Below are 17,670 nucleotides of genomic sequence, written 5' to 3' on the forward strand. Positions count from 1 at the left end.
GTGGCGGTTTCACTTTGGCAGCAATGTATCGGACGACTACAGGACGAGCTTTCCGCTCAGCAATTCAGCATGTGGATCAGACCGTTACAAGCCGAAATGGATGGGGAAACACTAGTACTCTATGCACCGAATCGATTCGTACTCGATTGGGTGAGAGATAAGTACCTCAACACCATCAATCAGTTCTTCACGGAACAGATGGGTAGCGATGCCCCCAAGCTGCGTTTCGACATTGGCAGTCGCCCGGCGAGCAAACCGGTGGCGCCGGCTGCCTCGGCCAAGAGCCCAGTTGCACCCGCGGCCAAATCCCCTAGCAAGCCGTCATTTAATAGCAACGAACCCGCGTCCACGACGAATCATAGAAGCAATATGAATCCGACTTACCAGTTTGACAACTTCGTCGAGGGTAAGTCTAACCAGCTGGGTAAGGCGGCCGCCTTACAGGTGTCTGAAAATCCGGGTGGCGCCTATAACCCCTTGTTCCTTTACGGTGGAACCGGTTTAGGTAAGACCCACCTGTTGCACGCCGTGGGCAATGGCATTATCAAGAACAATCCGAATGCCAAGGTGGTCTACATGCATTCCGAGCGCTTCGTGCAGGATATGGTGAAGGCGCTGCAAAACAACGCGATCGAAGAGTTCAAACGTTACTACCGTAGCGTCGATGCCTTGTTTATCGATGATATTCAATTCTTTGCTAACAAAGACAGATCCCAGGAAGAGTTCTTCCATACCTTTAATGCCCTGTTAGAGGGTAATCATCAGGTGATCCTGACTTCAGATCGCTACCCCAAGGAGATCGACGGGGTGGAAGATCGCCTCAAGTCCCGCTTCGGCTGGGGTTTGACGGTCGCCATCGAGCCGCCCGAGCTAGAGACTCGTGTGGCGATCCTGATGCGTAAGGCACAAGAGAGTGGCATCAATCTGCCGGATGAGGTGGCCTTCTTTATTGCCAAGCGTCTGAGATCAAACGTACGTGAGCTGGAAGGCGCGCTAAATAGGGTGATTGCCAACGCCAACTTTACCGGACGTCCGATCACTATCGATTTTGTGCGTGAAGCCCTAAGAGATCTCTTGGCTCTGCAGGAAAAATTGGTCACTATAGACAACATTCAGAAAACCGTAGCTGAATACTATAAGATCAAGATGGCCGACATGCTGTCGAAGCGCCGCTCTCGTAGCGTCGCCAGACCGAGACAGATGGCGATGGCATTGTCGAAAGAGTTAACTAACCAGAGTTTGCCCGAGATTGGCGATGCCTTTGGTGGCCGTGATCATACGACAGTGCTACACGCCTGTCGCAAAATTGCCCAGCTACGTGAAGAAAGTCATGACATTAAAGAAGATTATGCTAACTTAATCCGTACGCTATCTTCATAAACTCTGGGAAATTGAAACTGATGAAATTTTCAATTGATAGGGATGCCCTATTAAAGCCGCTTCAACTCGTGAGTGGGGCGGTGGAGAGACGACATAACTTACCTATTCTGGCAAACCTTTTAGTTGAAGTAAGTGGTCACTCACTTAAGTTGACCGGTACCGATTTAGAGGTCGAATTAGTCGGCCAGGCAGAGCTGCAGGGCGAGGTCCAAGAGGGCCGCACCACAGTACCGGCAAAGAAATTTCTCGATATCGTTAAGTCCCTTCCCGATCAAGTCGAACTCAAGATAGAGCAACAGGACAACCGTTTATTGCTACGCTCGGGTCGCAGCCGCTTTACGCTCGCAACCCTACCGGCCGAAGAGTATCCCAATGTGGATGCCTTCCAGGCCGACATCGAATTTACCCTCAAGCAGGGCACCCTGAAGTCGCTGATCGATGCGACCCAGTTCTCCATGGCTAACCAGGATGTGCGTTACTACCTGAACGGTTTGTTGCTGGAAACCGAAGGCAATGTGTTACGTGCCATCGCCACCGACGGTCATCGTCTGGCTCTGAGCCATCGCATGGTAGAAGATTCTCTGCCTGAGAAGCAGGTGATTGTGCCGCGCAAAGGTGTGTTGGAGCTGCAGCGCCTGTTCGAAGGTGAAGATTTGGATGTGACCCTGTCTATCGGTGAAAACGCCATTCGTGCCACGACCCAGAGCGCCGTGTTTACCAGTAAGTTGGTGGATGGTCGCTTCCCTGACTATCGTCGCGTATTACCTAAGGGCGGCGACAAGATCGTTATCGCCAGCCGTAACCACCTCAAGCAGGCGCTGCTGCGTGCCTCTATTCTCTCGAACGAGAAGTTCCGCGGCGTGCGCGTTCAGCTGGAGCAGAATCTGATTAAGATCACCGCCAACAACCCTGAGCAGGAAGAGGCGGAAGAGATCCTCGATATCGAATATGACAACGCGCCTTTGGAGATAGGTTTCAACGTCAGCTATCTCCTGGACGTGCTCAACAACCTGCCATCGGATGACGTGCGCATCACGCTGATCGATGGTAACTCCAGCGCCCTGATCGAAAATCACGTCGAAGAAGATTCTATGTACGTCGTGATGCCGATGCGTCTCTAGTCTTAAGCTATGCGCGCCCGCAAGGGCGTGCATCTTCTTAGATGGCCCTTGAGCCATTGCCATGAGTATTAGATGAGTTTATCTCGCCTTCATATCGATTCCTTTCGTAATATCGCCAGTGCCCAGTTGCAGCTCGGTGACGGCCTGAATCTAATCTATGGCCAGAACGGCAGCGGCAAGACCAGTATTCTCGAGGCGATCTTCTTTCTGGGGATGGGGCGCTCCTTTCGCAGTCACCTGTCTCAGCGTGTGATTCAGAACGATCAGGACAAGCTGACCCTGTTTGCCCAGCTCGAGCAGGGTGAGCAGGAGACCAAGATAGGGCTTAGACGTTATCGCTCGGGTGAAACCGAGGTCAAAATGAACGGCGAAAAGGTGAAACGTCTGTCCACCTTAGCCGAAACTTTACCCATTCAGGTGATCACGCCGGAGAGTTTTTCACTGCTTTTTGAGGGGCCAAAATCCCGTCGTCAGTTTATCGACTGGGGCGCCTTCCATACCGACAAGAGTTTCTATACCGCCTGGGCAAATGTAAGAAGAATTTTAAAGCATAGAAATCAGATGCTTAAAAGCGAAACCCCTTATCAGCAGATTCAGTTTTGGGATAAGGAATTGGTGCGCTACGCCGAAATCGTGACTGAGATACGAAAGCGATATGTAGGCTCGTTAAATGAACGACTTAAGGGTATAATCGAAGAGTTTTTACCTCAGGTTGATGTTAAGGTTTCCTTTACCCGAGGCTGGGATAGTAAAACTGATTATCAGACCCTGTTGCAGGCACAATATCCCAGAGATTTAGCGGCGGGACACACGGCCAGTGGTCCTCATAAGGCCGACCTGAGATTAAGGGTCGGGACTTTGCCGGTACAAGATGCCCTGTCCCGAGGGCAATTGAAGTTGCTTGTATGCGCACTGCGTATTGCACAGGGAAAGTTGCTCAAACAACAAATAGATAAAAACAGTATTTATCTGGTGGACGATCTGCCATCGGAATTGGATGCTAGGCACAGGCAACTCTTGCTGCAGCAGCTAAGCGATACGGGCGCACAAGTCTTTGTCACCGCCATCGAGCCTGCGGCAATAATGGATTCGTTAAACACGCCACCCGTTAAGGTGTTCCATGTGGAACAAGGGCGTGTAACGGTAATTGAATAACCGACGAGAGAATAATATGTCAGAGAATAGTTACGATTCTTCGAGTATTAAGGTACTAAAGGGCCTTGATGCGGTACGAAAGAGACCTGGGATGTATATTGGTGACACCGACGACGGTACGGGTCTGCATCACATGGTGTTCGAAGTGGTCGATAACTCTATCGATGAGGCGTTAGCGGGCTACTGTAATGACGTGATCATTACTATCCATGCCGACGGCTCGGTATCGGTAAAGGATGACGGACGTGGTATTCCTGTTGCTATCCACCCAGAAGAGGGGGTATCGGCGGCTCAGGTTATTATGACGGTACTGCACGCCGGCGGTAAGTTCGACGATAACTCTTATAAAGTATCTGGTGGTCTGCACGGCGTGGGTGTTTCTGTGGTTAACGCCCTGTCTGAGAAGCTTAAGCTGACCATTCGCCGTGACGGCAAGCTGTATGAACAGTTCTACACCATGGGTGAGCCCGATGCGCCGATCGCCGAGATAGGCGAAGCCACCAATACGGGTACTGAGATCCGTTTCTGGCCAAGTGCCGAGACCTTCTCGGACACTCTTTTCCATTTCGATATTCTGGCTAAGCGTGTTCGCGAGCTGTCATTCCTAAACTCGGGCGTAGGTATTCGCCTGATCGACGAGCGCGACAACAAGGATGAGTTTTTCAAGTATGAAGGCGGTATCAGTGCATTCGTCGATTACCTCAATCTGAACAAGACCCCAGTTAACAAAGAGATCTTCCACTTCGTGCAGGAGCGTGAAGACGGTATCACAGTAGAAGTGGCGATGCAGTGGAACGACGGCTTCCAGGAAAACATCTTCTGTTTCACCAACAACATTCCTCAGCGTGATGGTGGTACTCACCTTGCCGGTTTCCGTGCCGCCTTAACCCGTAACCTAAACAGTTACATGGACAAGGAAGGCTTTAACAAGAAAGGCAAGACCTCTGCCACCGGCGATGATGCCCGCGAAGGTTTGACCGCCGTTATCTCGGTTAAGGTACCGGATCCTAAGTTCAGCTCTCAGACCAAAGACAAGCTGGTATCGAGCGAAGTGAAGTCGGCCGTTGAGCAGACCATGGGCGAGAAGTTGGGTGACTACCTGCTGGAGAATCCTAACGAAGCCAAGCTTATCGTCGGTAAGATCATCGACGCGGCCCGTGCCCGTGAAGCGGCGCGTAAGGCCCGTGAGATGACCCGTCGTAAAGGCGCATTAGATTTAGGTGGTCTGCCAGGTAAGTTGGCGGATTGCCAGGAGAAAGACCCAGCGCTTTCTGAAATTTACATAGTGGAGGGTGACTCTGCGGGTGGTAGTGCCAAGCAGGGTCGTAACCGTAAGAACCAGGCGATTCTGCCGCTTAAGGGTAAGATCCTTAACGTTGAGAAGGCCCGTTTCGACAAGATGCTCTCTTCACAGGAAGTAGCGACCCTGATCACTGCCTTGGGCTGTGGTATTGGCCGCGACGAGTATGATCCCGATAAGACACGTTACCACAACATCGTTATCATGACCGATGCTGACGTCGACGGCTCGCACATTCGTACCTTGCTGTTGACCTTCTTCTTCCGTCAAATGCCTGAGCTTATCGAGCGTGGCTATGTCTTTATCGCCCAGCCGCCACTGTACAAGGTGAAGAAGGGTAAACAGGAACAGTACCTGAAAGATGATCCGGCACTGACCGAATACCTGACTAACCTGGCACTGGACGGTGGTGAGATCCATCCGTCTCAAGACGCACCGGCTATGTCTGGCGCGCCGCTAGAGAAGTTGGTGTACCAATACCGTGAAGTGGAAGCGATTTTCGATCGTCTCGAGCAGCGTTTCCCTATCATGTTGACCGAGCGCATGCTGTATCAGCCTGGCTTGAGCAGCGATATCCTGGCCGACGAAGCCAAGGTGAAACAGTGGTGCGACAACTATGTAGCTGCCCTGACCGAAGCGGAATCGGGTGGCTTCATCTTCAGCGCCGAGGCATTCCTCGACCCAGAGCGTCAGGTCTACCTGCCTAAGGTGACGGTACGTAAGCATGGTATCGATACCCACTACCTGTTCTCTTACGACTTCTTGCAGTCGAGCGACTACCATCGTATGACGGCACTGGCCGAAGCGCTCGAAGGTCTGATCGAAGAGGGCGGTTACGTGAAGCGTGGCGAGCGTATGAAAGAAGTTTCTTCGTTCGTTGAAGCCTTAGATTGGCTGATGAACGACTCTAAGCGTGGCCTCTACATCCAGCGCTACAAAGGATTGGGTGAGATGAACCCAGAACAGCTGTGGGAAACCACCATGGATCCTGAGTCGCGTCGCATGCTGAAGGTGACCATCGAAGATGCCATCGCCGCCGACCAGCTGTTTACCTGTCTGATGGGTGATCAAGTTGAGCCGCGTCGTGACTTCATTGAGTCTAACGCCCTCAACGTGGCGAACCTGGACGTTTAACGGCTAGCGAGTTTTAGAAGCCCCGGTCTTCCGGGGCTTTTTTGTATCTGTACTACAGAAAATAATCTTTAGCGAGTATTGGATGTTTTACTCTTGATGCTCTAGGCTGGCGCGAATTGCCTTGGCGAACTCAAGGGCCTGCGGGGTGTCACCATGAAGGCAGAGGCTGGTGGCCTGACAGCTTACCGATTCACCCGTCACCGCCGTCACTTTCTGCTCTTCGACTATAGATCTAACCTGTTCGAGCACCTTCTGGGTCTCTTCGATGAGGGCGCCTGGCTGTGAGCGGGGGGCAAGCCGGCCATCGGCGAGGTAGCCTCGATCGGCGAAGGCCTCTTCGATCACCTCAAGGCCCGCCTGTTTAGCCTGAGTTACCAGGGGGCTACCCGCTAGTATCATCAGCTTAAGTCTTGGATTGATTGTCTCTATGACCCGAATGAGAATTCCACCTAGCACGGGATCCTGGGCAGCATCATTGTACAGGGCACCGTGAGGCTTCACGTGGTGGAGTTCGACGCCTAGCTCGTCGCATACGGCCTTTAAGGCGTTAATCTGTTGTAATAGCGAGTCAAAAAGTGATTCGGTGTCTATGGCTATAGATAGTCGACCGAAATTGGTCCTGTCGGGATAGCTGGGGTGAGCTCCGACTTTCACATGGTTCGCCTTGGCGCGTTTGACCGTCGCCAGCATGCTCTGGCGATCGCCGGCATGACCGCCGCAGGCGACATTGGCCGAGGTCACCAGCGCCAGCAGCGCCTCGTCTTGTGGGCCTCCCTCGCCGAGGTCGGCGTTGAGGTCGATTCCTAGCGGCTTAACTCCCATCCATTGCCCTCGCTAAGCGATAGAAATAGTGTTGCCATTCAAGGTTAGCATCTTCCACCTGATTGGGGCTGACATGCTGAAAGCGGATCGCTTGGCCCGCTCTGGCCTGAGCCAGTTTCCAGTGGTCGGCCTCGATCACCATAGCCATTCTCGGGTAGCCGCCGCTGGTCTGGGCATCGGCCTGTAGCACTATAGGTTGGCCACTCGGCGGCACCTGCACCACGCCGGGCAGCACGGCGTGGGAGCGCAGACTCAGATGTTTGGCCGAATTCAGAGACTCGCCTGTCAAACGGACGCCCATGCGATCATTCTGGGGCGAAACGGTCCAGTGGCCATGCCAGAAGGCCTTGCGATCTTGATCGCTGAACTGGCTCATCTCTGGCCCGGGCAGGGCGCGCAGTATGCCGTCGTTGGCCCTGTGCACCGCACCGACCGGGCGACTGAAGTTTGTTTCGGTATGGGAACTCAGGTTTAGTATGTCTCCAGAGGCGAGTTGTCGCCCCTGATGGCCACCGAAGTGTCCAGCCAGGAAGGTGCCGTGACCGCCGAGAACTTTGGGGATCTCTATACCGCCGAGGACTGCCAGGTAGCCCCACACGCCCTGTCTTGGCCCCTTGATCGTTAGACGTTCCCCCGGATTCACCCGGCCGCGCCAGCCGTGCCACAGGGGGCGATCGTCTTCCTTGCCTTTTATCTCACTCTCTATTCTAGCCTCGAAGGTGGCGCCGCACAGGGCGACCCAACTTGAGCTCTCGAAGGTGATCTCATAGCTGCCGCAGGCGAGTTCGATGGCGGGGGCGTTATCCACATTGCCCAGCAGACGATTGGCCAGGATCAGCGAGAAGCTATCCATGGCGCCACCCCTTGGTATGCCTAGGTGCCCCTGACCTGGCCTGCCGAGATCTTGAATGCTGGCCAGACCGTTTACCCTATCTAGCCGAATCATAGCGCTATCTCCACAGGGGTGAAACGCACCCTGTCACCCGGCTTGAGCAGGCATGAGTCATCGCTGGTGGGATCGAATAGTGCCAGCTGGGTTTGGCCTATGATCTGCCAGCCTCCCGGGCTCGCCAGTGGGTAGATACCCGTCTGCTCGCCGCCTATGCCAACGCTGCCTGCGGGAATGGTTAATCTGGGGGTCGCCAGCCTAGGCGTGTGTAAGCACTTGGGCAGACCTTCGAGGTAGGCAAACCCTGGTTGAAAGCCGATGAAGAACACCTGATAACTGGCCTGGCTGTGGCGTTTGATCACCTCTTTCGGGGAGAGGTGATGGAATTGGGCCACAGAGATCAGATCCGGCCCCGCCTCACCGCCATAACTTACCGGGATCTCTATGGTGCGGCGCTCAAGCGTCTCTGTGGGTGCGCTCTGCCATAGTTCAGCCAGTCTCGCCTGCATGGCCTTTAACTGCCTGGTCTCTCTGACGACTATGGTCAGGTTGTTCATGCCGGGGGTTGCTTCTTCGACTATGGGTAACTGGCGCAGCTGCTCGGCGATCCAGCACAGCTTAGATTGCACGGCCCAAGAGAGTGTGGCCTCGGGAGTCGGATCGAGTACCAGGGCGCGCTCGCCCAGGGGATAGATATTGATCTGCAAAGAGGGGATAAACCTATGACTGTCTCTCATTATTCGAGTCTAACGAGCTTGAGGCGCAATAGCCATCAATAGCATGTCCGGACATAAAAAAACGCACCCCTGAGGATGCGTTTTTTGTTTTATGAGCAGTAACTTATTGCAGCAGCGAGATATCGGCGGCGTGCAGGAACTGGGCTCTGAGCTTAGACAGCAGGGCCAGGCGGTTCTGCTTGAGGGCCTCGTCGTCGGCCATTACCATCACATCTTCGAAGAAGGTGTCGACGCTTTCACGCAGGCTAGCTAGTAAGGCCAGAGCCTGTTGGTAGTCGGCGTTGGCAAATAGCGGCTCCAGTTGTGGCTGCAGCTCATTGAGCTTGCTGGCAAGAGCCTGTTCGGCGCTCTCTTGTAGTAGGTTGCTGTCGATATCGCTGGCGATCTCGCCCTCTACCTTGGCCAGAATGTTCGACACACGCTTGTTGGCTGCGGCCAGTGCAGCGGCCTGCTCCAGGCTTCTGAAGTGGGTAACTGCCTTGATGCGGCTGTCAAAATCGGCTGGCGAGGTTGGACGACGTGCCAATACCGCCAGGATAACATCGACACTGATGCCTTGATCTTGATACCAGGCGCGGAAGCGGCCCATCAGGAATTCCAGTACTTGCTCTGCGGTGTCGGCGTTACTCAGGTTGGCGCCGTGAAGCCCCTGTGCCTTGGCAATCAGATCGACTAGGTCGAGTGGCAAGTTGTTCTCCACACAGATACGCAGGATACCGATAGCCGCGCGGCGCAGGGCGAAAGGATCCGCGGCCCCTTTTGGCGCCTGGCCTATGCCGAAGATACCCACTAAGGTATCGAGTTTCTCAGCCAGTGCGACCGAGATAGAGATAGGCTGAGTCGGCACGCTGTCGCCTGAGAACTTAGGCTTGTACTGTTCTTCGAGGGCAAGGGCAACCGCCTCGGTTTCACCGTCCAAGCGAGCGTAGTGCATACCCATGGTGCCCTGTAGATCGGTAAATTCCATCACCATGTTGGTCATGAGATCTGACTTAGAGAGTAGACCCGCACGGCCTGCCTGCTCGCTGTCGGCGCCAATGCCTTGGGCAATGAAGGCGGCGAGGGCAGAGATGCGCTCGACTCTGTCTTTGATGGTACCAAGCTGCTGCTGGAATACCACGGTTTCCAGGCTGGCGAGACGAGATTCCAGGCTATGCTTCTTGTCTGTCTCGAAGAAGAATTCGGCGTCGGCAAGACGTGGACGAACCACCTTCTCGTTACCCGCGATGATCTGTGCCGGATCCTTAGATTCGATATTCGATACGAAGATGAAATGCGGCAGCAGAGTGCCCGCCTTGTCGAATACCGGGAAGTATTTCTGATCGCCTTTCATGGTGTAAACCAGGGCTTCGGCCGGTACGTCGAGGAATTTTTCTTCGAAGTTGGCGGTAAGCACTACCGGCCATTCGACCAGAGAGGTCACTTCTTCTAGTAGATCTTCATCGATCTCGGCGATGCCGCCCATGGCGTCGGCTGCCGCCTGAGCATCTGCCTTGATGATGGCCATGCGCGCCTGATAGTCGGCCATCACCTTGCCCTGGGTTTCCAGCGCGGTGAGGTAGTTATCGGCATGATCCAGCTCCAAAGTGTCGACACCCATGAAGCGGTGGCCGCGGATGGTGCGCGCCGATTCGATGCCCAGCAGTTCGCCAGGGATCAGCTCGTCGCCCATCAGCATGTTGACTGTGTGTACCGGACGGATAAATTGGGTCTTGTTGCTGCCCCAACGCATAGGCTTAGGGATAGGCAGCTTGTCTAGGGCGCGCTGGGCCATCTCGGTGACCAGTGACTTGGTTTCTACACCGACTACCTTGGCCTTGTGAAGCAACCATTCGCCCTTGTCTGTGGTAAGACGCTCGGCCTGTTCGACCGTGATGCCGTTACCGCGGGCCCAGCCCATGGCGGCCTTGGTTGGGTTGCCATCGGCGTCGAAGGCCTGGGCGATTGCTGGGCCACGCTTCTCGACAACCTTGTCGGCCTGGGCGGTCACCAGGGCATTAACCTTTAGGGCCAGACGGCGCGGAGCCGCGTACCAGGTGGCCGACTCATAGCTTAATTCAGCCTTCTGCAGCTCTTCTTCGAAGTTAGCCAGAAAAGATTCGGCTAAGTTGCGCAGGGATTTTGGCGGTAACTCTTCTGTGCCTACTTCAATGAGTAAGTTTTCAAATTTCATCTTAATATACCTCTACTTACACATTGGGAAGCCGAGTGCTTCACGGGCTTGGTAATAGGACTCAGCCACTGACTTGGCCATGGTGCGCACGCGCAGGATATAGCGCTGACGCTCGGTGACCGAAATAGCATGACGGGCATCGAGTAGGTTGAAGGCGTGGGAGGCTTTCATCACCTGCTCATAGGCAGGCAAGGGCAGTGGCGTCTCGAGTGCTAGCAGCTCGTTACAGGCCTTTTCGCAGTCGTCAAACTGCTTGAACAGTACTTCTACGTTGGCGTGTTCGAAGTTATAGGTCGATTGCTCAACCTCGTTTTGATGGAACACATCGCCGTACATGATCTTGCCCATAGGGCCGTCGGTCCACACCAGATCATAGACGCTGTCAACTTCCTGGATATACATGGCCAGACGCTCTAGACCATAGGTGATCTCACCTGTCACAGGGCTACACTCCAGGCCACCAACCTGCTGGAAGTAGGTAAACTGAGACACTTCCATGCCGTTTAGCCACACTTCCCAGCCCAGTCCCCAGGCACCCAGAGTCGGAGATTCCCAGTTGTCTTCCACGAAGCGTACGTCATGGATATTCATGTCGACGCCCAAGGCCTCAAGAGAACCCAGGTAGAGTTCCTGGATGTTACTTGGCGACGGCTTAAGTACTACCTGGAACTGGTAGTAGTGTTGCAGACGGTTAGGGTTTTCACCGTAACGACCATCGGTAGGACGACGACATGGCTGAACATAGGCGCTGCTCATCGGCTCAGGGCCAAGAGAACGCAAGAAGGTCATAGGGTGGAAAGTGCCCGCGCCTACTTCCATGTCCAGCGGTTGAACGATAGCGCAACCTTGCTGCGCCCAGTATTCCTGCAGGGTTAAGATGAAACCCTGGAATGTTTTTACGTCATGTTTCGTCGTCATGTCTACTACTGTCAGCTTGTGATAGAAAATGGTTTCGATTATACCTTGTTGAAAAAGGCTTATGTAGGTTATTTTTTACCTTAACGGCGGAAAAATAGGAAAAAACACCATGGATGTAAAGCGTTGTGGCTGGGTCGGCGAGGATCCGCTATATAAGGCGTATCATGACGAGGTTTGGGGACGTCCCGTGTATGACGGTCAGGAGTTGTTTGCCAAGCTCTGTCTCGACGGGCAACAGGCCGGTCTCTCCTGGATCACTATACTCAAGAAGCAGCAAAATTATGAGGCGGCCTTTGCCGATTTTGACCCCTATGTCATAGCCAAGTTCGACGAGGCAAAGGTAGAGGAATTACTACAAAATCCCGGCATCATACGTAACAGGCTCAAGGTGAATTCCATCATCAAGAATGCCAAGGGTTACATCGCCTTCGTGGAGCAGGGCAACGACTTCTCTGAGTTTCTCTGGAGTTTCGTCGACGGCCAGCCCAAGCTGAATCATTTTCAACGGCTGGATAAGCTGCCGGCACAGACCCCCGAGTCGGAAGCCATGTCAAAGGCATTGAAAAAGCTTGGGTTTAATTTTGTCGGCCCGACTATCTGCTATGCCTTCATGCAGGCGGTGGGCATGGTCAACGACCACACCGCCGACTGTTTCTGTTACCAAGATAAGTCTAACTAAGGTGCTTAGTAACCTTTAAAGCGCATAGTGGAAGGGTCATCTGTCTGTAGGTAAATGGCCTGAAACTGTGTCTCACCCGTGTCGAGTTGGGTCTGCTTGATAAATGCGTAATTTTTATCAAATTCACTCAATTTATCAATACTTTGTTGGCTGATAGTGTCTGTTGTAAGGCTTAGGACGCAGATTCTGTCTCCGCAGGCATATTTTTCACTGTATATGGTCTCCGGCAAATGGGTGAGTCTGTCCGCCAGAGCCGTCTGGCGCTGTTGGCTGGTGGCATCATAGTTGTCGAGGGACTCGATGAGATCGACATAGGCTTCCTGGTCTTTATCAAATAGCTTTTTTATCTGCTCACCATCAACGACCCCCTGCGCGTCAATTATTTGCGCCACCAGCAGCTTGGCCGAGATCTGCTTGTCGTCCTCTACCTCATTCGATTCGGGTGTATCTGTATCGATCTTATTCCCGCCGTCGGTGTCACTCATAAGGCTTACTGTTTCTACCTTGCTGCTTGTTTGAGTCTGGTCCGGAGACTGACGTTGAGCACTCCTGTCCTGGTCAGGCTGAGCGATGGGAATCTTTGGCTCATCTCTTGGCTGAGCATGGTCTGCCTCTAGCATCAAATAGGCGATGGCCGAGGCGGATAATAGTATGAGTAGGGGGAGTTTTAGGGATTTCATTTCCAGCGTCCTTTTGGTTGTGCTCTTCCAGATTGAGCTTTGGTCGATTAGCTTAGGCTAATTTGCTGGCGAGTGTAAATGCAAGATATAAAAAAAGGGTGTTCCACGTGAAACACCCTTTTTGCTTATTAGGTCATTTTTGATCTGTTTTTAAATTTTTCTGAAATTAAAATTTGTGGATTATCTTTGCCAGATTTTAAAATTGAAAACGTTTAAATTTCGAAGAAAAATGGCTTACGTTTGGTCTTGTCACCATTGAGTTGATTCATCGACTCGGCATCGAACAGCTTACCGTTGACCATGGTGTAACTCACCTTATCTGTGACACGGATATTCTCAAGTGGATTGCCGTCGATAACGATCAGGTCGGCAAGCTTACCTGTCTTGATCGAACCGAGTTGATGATCCATGCCGAAGGTTTCCGCCGGGTTGATGGTTGCCGTCTTCAGCACCTCCATGTTGCTCATGCCACCTTGGGCGAACATCCACATCTCCCAATGAGCGGCTAAGCCTTCACGTTGGCCATGGGCACCTATATTGGGCTTCACACCTAGCTCGTTGAGTTCGTTGGCAACTCTGGCAACGTTGAAATGGTTATAGTGAGCATCGGGTGCGGTAGGGCGACGCATGGAGCGCGCGTCTAGCAGATCGCTTGGCACATACTTAGACAGGCGAGGGTGAGACCAGACATCCGTCTTATCGTACCAATAGTTTTCACCCGAGATACCACCATAGGCCACGACCAGTGTTGGCGTATAGTGAACCTCGGTCTGGCTCCAGAACTGTTTGATGTCGCTGTAGATGGCCGCGGCGGGCAGCGAATGCTCTACCGTGGTGTGGCCGTCTGCTATCATGGTCAGGTTATGCTGCAGCAGGCTGCCACCTTCCGGCACCACCATCATCTCGAGTTCTCTCGCCGCCGCGATTACCTGCTGACGCTGATTGCGCCTTGGCTGGTTATAGCTCTTCACACTGAAGGCGCCAACCTTCTTGAGGCGCTCCAGATGGAACTTGGCGTCGTCTACCGAGTCGATGTGAGAGGTATAGCCGGGTAAGTTAGCCCCATAGAGAATCGTCCCGGTTGAGAAGATTCTCGGCCCGACAATGTTACCGGCCTTCTGCTGCTCAGAGGCGGCGAAGATCTCTGTAGTGTCGTTAGAAGGGTCGTGAATGCTGGTTACACCCAATGCTAGGTTGGCGTAGAGCTCCCAGTTCTGCTGTGGAATGATCTCATTCTCTCCTTGAGCGCCATGGGCGTGGGCATCGAACAGGCCTGGCATTATGCTCTTGCCCTTGATGTCGATAACCTGGGCGCCCTTAGGCACCTGGGTGTTGGCATCGCCGACGGCGATGATCTTGTTGTTCTCGACGATCACCACGCCGTTTTCGATCACATTGTCATCTTCCATGGTGATCACTCGGCCGCCGACGAAGGCTATGGTTCCACGTGGAACATCTGCTTTCTTCTCGAAGCCAATCTGAGTGATCTTAGGTTCGATAGCTGGCGTTTTCTCGTCGGTCTTATAGTCGGCATCGACATCCATCTGGTATAGCTCAGGGCCAAGGGTCCAGTAAAGTTGGTCGCTGTCGCCGTTCCAGCTGATGCTTTCTCCGGCGCGCACGCTGAGCTGAGTCACAGGGAGATTATCGGCCTTAGGACCTATCTCTATGGTCTCGCCATGCTTGGCAAATGGGGTTACCCAAACCTTGAAGCGCTCGGCGAAGGCAAGTTGCTTGCCGTCTGGAGAGACCCTGAATTCGGTGGCATGCTTGCTGGTGTAGTGCACCCGTTTCTGGAAGCCATGCAGGTTGATCGAGGCGAGCTGAGGCGTCTCGCCATGATCCATGAAATAAACACGGTCGCTGTCGGCACCAAACTGGGGTTGAAAGCCATCGGGCGTGATCTTGCGGCTCTCTTTGCCCTTGATGTCGACAACATAGAGGCCGGGTTCCTGTGACCAGGTGAGTGGCGTGATATAACCTCCCTTGATCTTACGGTAAACCACGAGTTCACCATCGGGCGAGAAGGTGGGTTCTACATATTTGCCCGGTTCTTGGGTTAGCGTCTTGCTACGACCGCCTCTGGCGTTGATGACACGAACACTACCCTGTTGGTCGTCGTCCCAGGTAGTGAAGACGATCTTCTTACCGTCGCGAGACCACTGAGGATAGAGTTCTCTGACCTGGTCGTCCAAGTCCGTCAGGCGGCTAACCTTACCCTCGGGTAGACGCTTAACCCAGAGTTTGCCCAGTGCTTCATATACCACCTTGTTGCCGTCCGGTGATACCTGCGCCATGCGCAGCATCTTCACGTCGAAGCTGTCTTGATCGATATTCTGCTTGAAGCGTACCGATGGCTGCACCGCCAGTTCGGTTTTCACCTTGAAGGGGATCTCTTTGACCGATTTGCTCTCCACGTCCAGACGATTGATCTTACCGCCAGCCCAGAAGACTAACTCCTGGTTGTCGGCCGTCCAGCTCATGGTTGGGTAGACGCCATGGATGGCCCAGGTTTCCTGCATATCACGATCTAGCTTGTCGTAAAGCTTGGTTTTCTTGCCAGACTTTAGATCCAATAGGTAGAGGGTAGATTGGAAACCATCACGTTTGATGTAGGCGAGCTTTGTGCCATCCGGGCTCGGGGTTGGGCGAATCGCGCCGCCAGTGCCTTCGATCAATACCTCTATGTCGCCGGTCTGGGTGTCATAGCGTTTGATCTTATAGATGCCTTTCACCGAGTCCTTGGAGTAATGGAAGGTCTTACCCGGGGTGGCATCCTGGCTGAAGTAGACGTAGCGACCATCGGGTGAGTAGGCGGGTTCGCCTAGGTCTTTCTGCTCGTTAGGGCGCTCTGTTAGCTTAACGCCTGTACCGCCGGCAACGTGATATAGCCAGACTTCGCCCGCCCCCAGGCTGCGGCTGCCGGTAAAGTGTTTGCGGCCGATGAGATATTGAGAATCAGGGCTCCAAGCCGGGCTGTTGAGTAGGCGGAAGGTTTCCTTAGTGACAGGGCGCGGATCTGTGCCATCAGCATTCATCACCCAAATATTGTCGCCGCCATCTTCATCTGAGGTGAAGGCGATGTACTTGCCATTGGGGCTATAGACGGGTTGCATCTGCCAGGCAATACCTTGGGCCAAGGGCTTAGCTTCGCCGCCTTCGATAGGCATCTGATAGATGTCACCCAGCAGGTCAAATACGATATGTTTACCGTCTGGGCTGACACTGACATTCATCCAGGTGCCTTCGGTGACATCTATCTTAACCTGTTCCAGCGGAGCCTTGGTCGGGGCATTCACCTGCCAGGCTGAGTCGGAATCTTTGTCCGCCGCCCAGCTGGGCAGGGAAAGGCTGAGGGCGATCGCCGCGCATAGGGGCGTTATTTTTTGTTTTAGCATAGGAGTTCCCAGTTTCATTATTATCCTTAGTTGGGCGCCTTTGAGTGGCTACAGAGAGGGTGTTGTATACAATCAGCACTAGTTATCGCATAAATTCGATAACAGTAAAACCTAAATTCTGTGACATTTGGTGAATGGAGAGGATAGCCTGGATGGCTTAAATTGGGCTTAAGTTAGATAGGCCGAATGCCTTAGTGAATATATCAAGGGAAGGCTAAGTAGGTATTTACCTTGCTGCTAAAGTTGCGTAACCGGGAGTGAAATATGTTTGATAGCAGGCAGCCTAGGTGGCCGCCTGTGGGGGAAAAGATTACCTGAGCTATTCGGCTAACTGTACGCTATCGCCGATACAGATCTCGGCATCGTTGAGCACTCGGCAGGTGACGCCGCCGCGCCAGTCTGGTCGCAGGGCCTCCTCGAGTCCTGCATAGGCCATCTCCATCTTCTTGCAGGGATCGGTTTCGCCCGTGATCTCCAGTTGTAAGGCGCCAATTTGAATCACCTTGCCGAGATCTTTTTCGCCGAAGCTGATGCCATCTATGAGTAAGTTGGCTCTGCGGGTGGTCCAGGGAAGTTCGGTATCGAGAGTCTCGCAGGCGGCGAGCCATTGCTGCGCCGACAGTAGGGTGACCTGACGTTTACCTGGCTTTCCAAATACATCTTGTGCAACCCCTGTGCTGGTGGTGACGAGTGCCGCCGAGGTTTCCAGCATGGGTCCACCTTTGACTACCTTGTAGCTAATGCCTTGTAAACTTGCCATTTCTATCAATCCTTTTGAATGCCGAATCTCAGTGTAAACCGTGACTCGAATCACTGGCAAGGGGAATCGGCTGCGAGCCGGATGAACTTGAAGGAATAGGGGAAGGCGCGGGTCGATTAAGACAGAATAGCATGAGCTACTGCCTTAATCGGTGGAACGCTAGTTGGATTAGAGACCTTTCTTGATCAGATATTGGTAAGGTGTCGACTCGGTCTGGCTGGCGATCAGGGTGTGGTCCATGAACTCGCAGAAACTGGGAATATCACGTGTGGTCGCCGGATCATCGGCGATGATCAGTAGGGTCTCTCCCTCGTTCATCTTGCGCACCGATTTTCTCACCATCATCACAGGCTCGGGACAACGTAGTCCCAGGGCGTCGAGTTGGTGTTGTGCTTGTGCGAAAGGGTCGCTCATATCGTAAACCTTAATTGAAGTGAGACCGGATAAAATCGAGGGGGCTAATATTACGCTAGCCGGGCGTTTAAGCCAAGTCGTGCTCCCTGGATTTGTGATCCTATAAAGGG

The 17,670-nt window shown here is 53.3% G+C and carries 14 protein-coding genes; 5 read left to right on the forward strand and 9 right to left on the reverse strand.

What is annotated here, in order from left to right:
- From dnaA to gyrB, 4 genes are all read left to right on the forward strand, one after another.
- Complete coding sequence (dnaA, locus tag K0H81_RS00005) at positions 1–1,380, forward strand: chromosomal replication initiator protein DnaA (protein ID WP_220059501.1); 1,380 nt, start codon at positions 1–3, stop codon at positions 1,378–1,380.
- A gap of 20 nt (positions 1,381–1,400) precedes the next feature.
- Positions 1,401–2,501 (forward strand): DNA polymerase III subunit beta, encoded by a 1,101-nt coding sequence (gene dnaN / locus K0H81_RS00010; protein ID WP_144202267.1) that lies wholly within the window; start codon positions 1,401–1,403, stop codon positions 2,499–2,501.
- 72 nt (positions 2,502–2,573) lie between these two features.
- Entirely contained in the window at positions 2,574–3,656 is a 1,083-nt protein-coding gene (gene recF / locus K0H81_RS00015; RefSeq protein WP_011863813.1) for a DNA replication/repair protein RecF, read from the forward strand.
- A 16-nt stretch (positions 3,657–3,672) separates the two neighbouring features.
- Entirely contained in the window at positions 3,673–6,090 is a 2,418-nt protein-coding gene (gene gyrB, locus K0H81_RS00020; RefSeq protein ID WP_220059502.1) for a DNA topoisomerase (ATP-hydrolyzing) subunit B, read from the forward strand.
- Between the two features lie 87 nt (positions 6,091–6,177).
- Here gyrB and pxpA read toward each other — a convergent pair whose 3' ends face one another.
- From pxpA to glyQ, 5 genes are all read right to left on the reverse strand, one after another.
- On the reverse strand, positions 6,178–6,912 hold the full coding sequence (gene pxpA, locus K0H81_RS00025) for a 5-oxoprolinase subunit PxpA (RefSeq protein ID WP_220059503.1): 735 nt from the start codon (positions 6,910–6,912) through the stop codon (positions 6,178–6,180).
- Positions 6,902–7,858 carry a 5-oxoprolinase subunit C family protein gene (locus K0H81_RS00030; protein WP_220059504.1) on the reverse strand — a complete coding sequence of 319 codons (957 nt, stop codon included), beginning with the start codon at positions 7,856–7,858 and terminating at the stop codon, positions 6,902–6,904. Before K0H81_RS00030 ends, pxpA begins: the two co-directional genes overlap by 11 nt.
- A complete protein-coding gene (gene pxpB, locus K0H81_RS00035) occupies positions 7,855–8,538 on the reverse strand; it encodes a 5-oxoprolinase subunit PxpB (protein ID WP_258406346.1) in 684 nt (227 codons plus the stop codon). Before pxpB ends, K0H81_RS00030 begins: the two co-directional genes overlap by 4 nt.
- A 103-nt stretch (positions 8,539–8,641) precedes the next feature.
- Entirely contained in the window at positions 8,642–10,711 is a 2,070-nt protein-coding gene (glyS, locus tag K0H81_RS00040; RefSeq protein WP_220059505.1) for a glycine--tRNA ligase subunit beta, read from the reverse strand.
- 12 nt (positions 10,712–10,723) lie between these two features.
- Positions 10,724–11,629, reverse strand: a complete 906-nt coding sequence (gene glyQ, locus K0H81_RS00045) for a glycine--tRNA ligase subunit alpha (protein ID WP_011863820.1) — start codon at positions 11,627–11,629, stop codon at positions 10,724–10,726.
- Between the two features lie 109 nt (positions 11,630–11,738).
- On the opposite strand from glyQ, the gene K0H81_RS00050 reads away from it, so the two are divergent.
- Positions 11,739–12,308, forward strand: coding sequence for a DNA-3-methyladenine glycosylase I (locus K0H81_RS00050; protein WP_220059506.1), 570 nt, complete (start codon positions 11,739–11,741; stop codon positions 12,306–12,308).
- 5 nt (positions 12,309–12,313) lie between these two features.
- Here K0H81_RS00050 and K0H81_RS00055 read toward each other — a convergent pair whose 3' ends face one another.
- From K0H81_RS00055 to tusA, 4 genes are all read right to left on the reverse strand, one after another.
- On the reverse strand, positions 12,314–12,988 hold the full coding sequence (locus tag K0H81_RS00055; RefSeq protein WP_220059507.1) for a hypothetical protein: 675 nt from the start codon (positions 12,986–12,988) through the stop codon (positions 12,314–12,316).
- 212 nt (positions 12,989–13,200) lie between these two features.
- Positions 13,201–16,386, reverse strand: coding sequence for an amidohydrolase family protein (locus K0H81_RS00060; protein WP_220060761.1), 3,186 nt, complete (start codon positions 16,384–16,386; stop codon positions 13,201–13,203).
- Positions 16,387–16,705: 319 nt separating this feature from the next.
- On the reverse strand, positions 16,706–17,146 hold the full coding sequence (locus tag K0H81_RS00065; protein WP_220059508.1) for an MOSC domain-containing protein: 441 nt from the start codon (positions 17,144–17,146) through the stop codon (positions 16,706–16,708).
- Positions 17,147–17,314: 168 nt separating this feature from the next.
- Positions 17,315–17,560: a sulfurtransferase TusA gene (gene tusA / locus K0H81_RS00070; RefSeq protein WP_011863825.1), complete on the reverse strand. Its 246-nt coding sequence runs from the start codon at positions 17,558–17,560 to the stop codon at positions 17,315–17,317.
- Positions 17,561–17,670 lie beyond the last annotated feature (110 nt).

Origin of the sequence: Shewanella halotolerans, assembly GCF_019457535.1 — a bacterium.
GTDB classification, from domain to species: domain Bacteria; phylum Pseudomonadota; class Gammaproteobacteria; order Enterobacterales; family Shewanellaceae; genus Shewanella; species Shewanella halotolerans.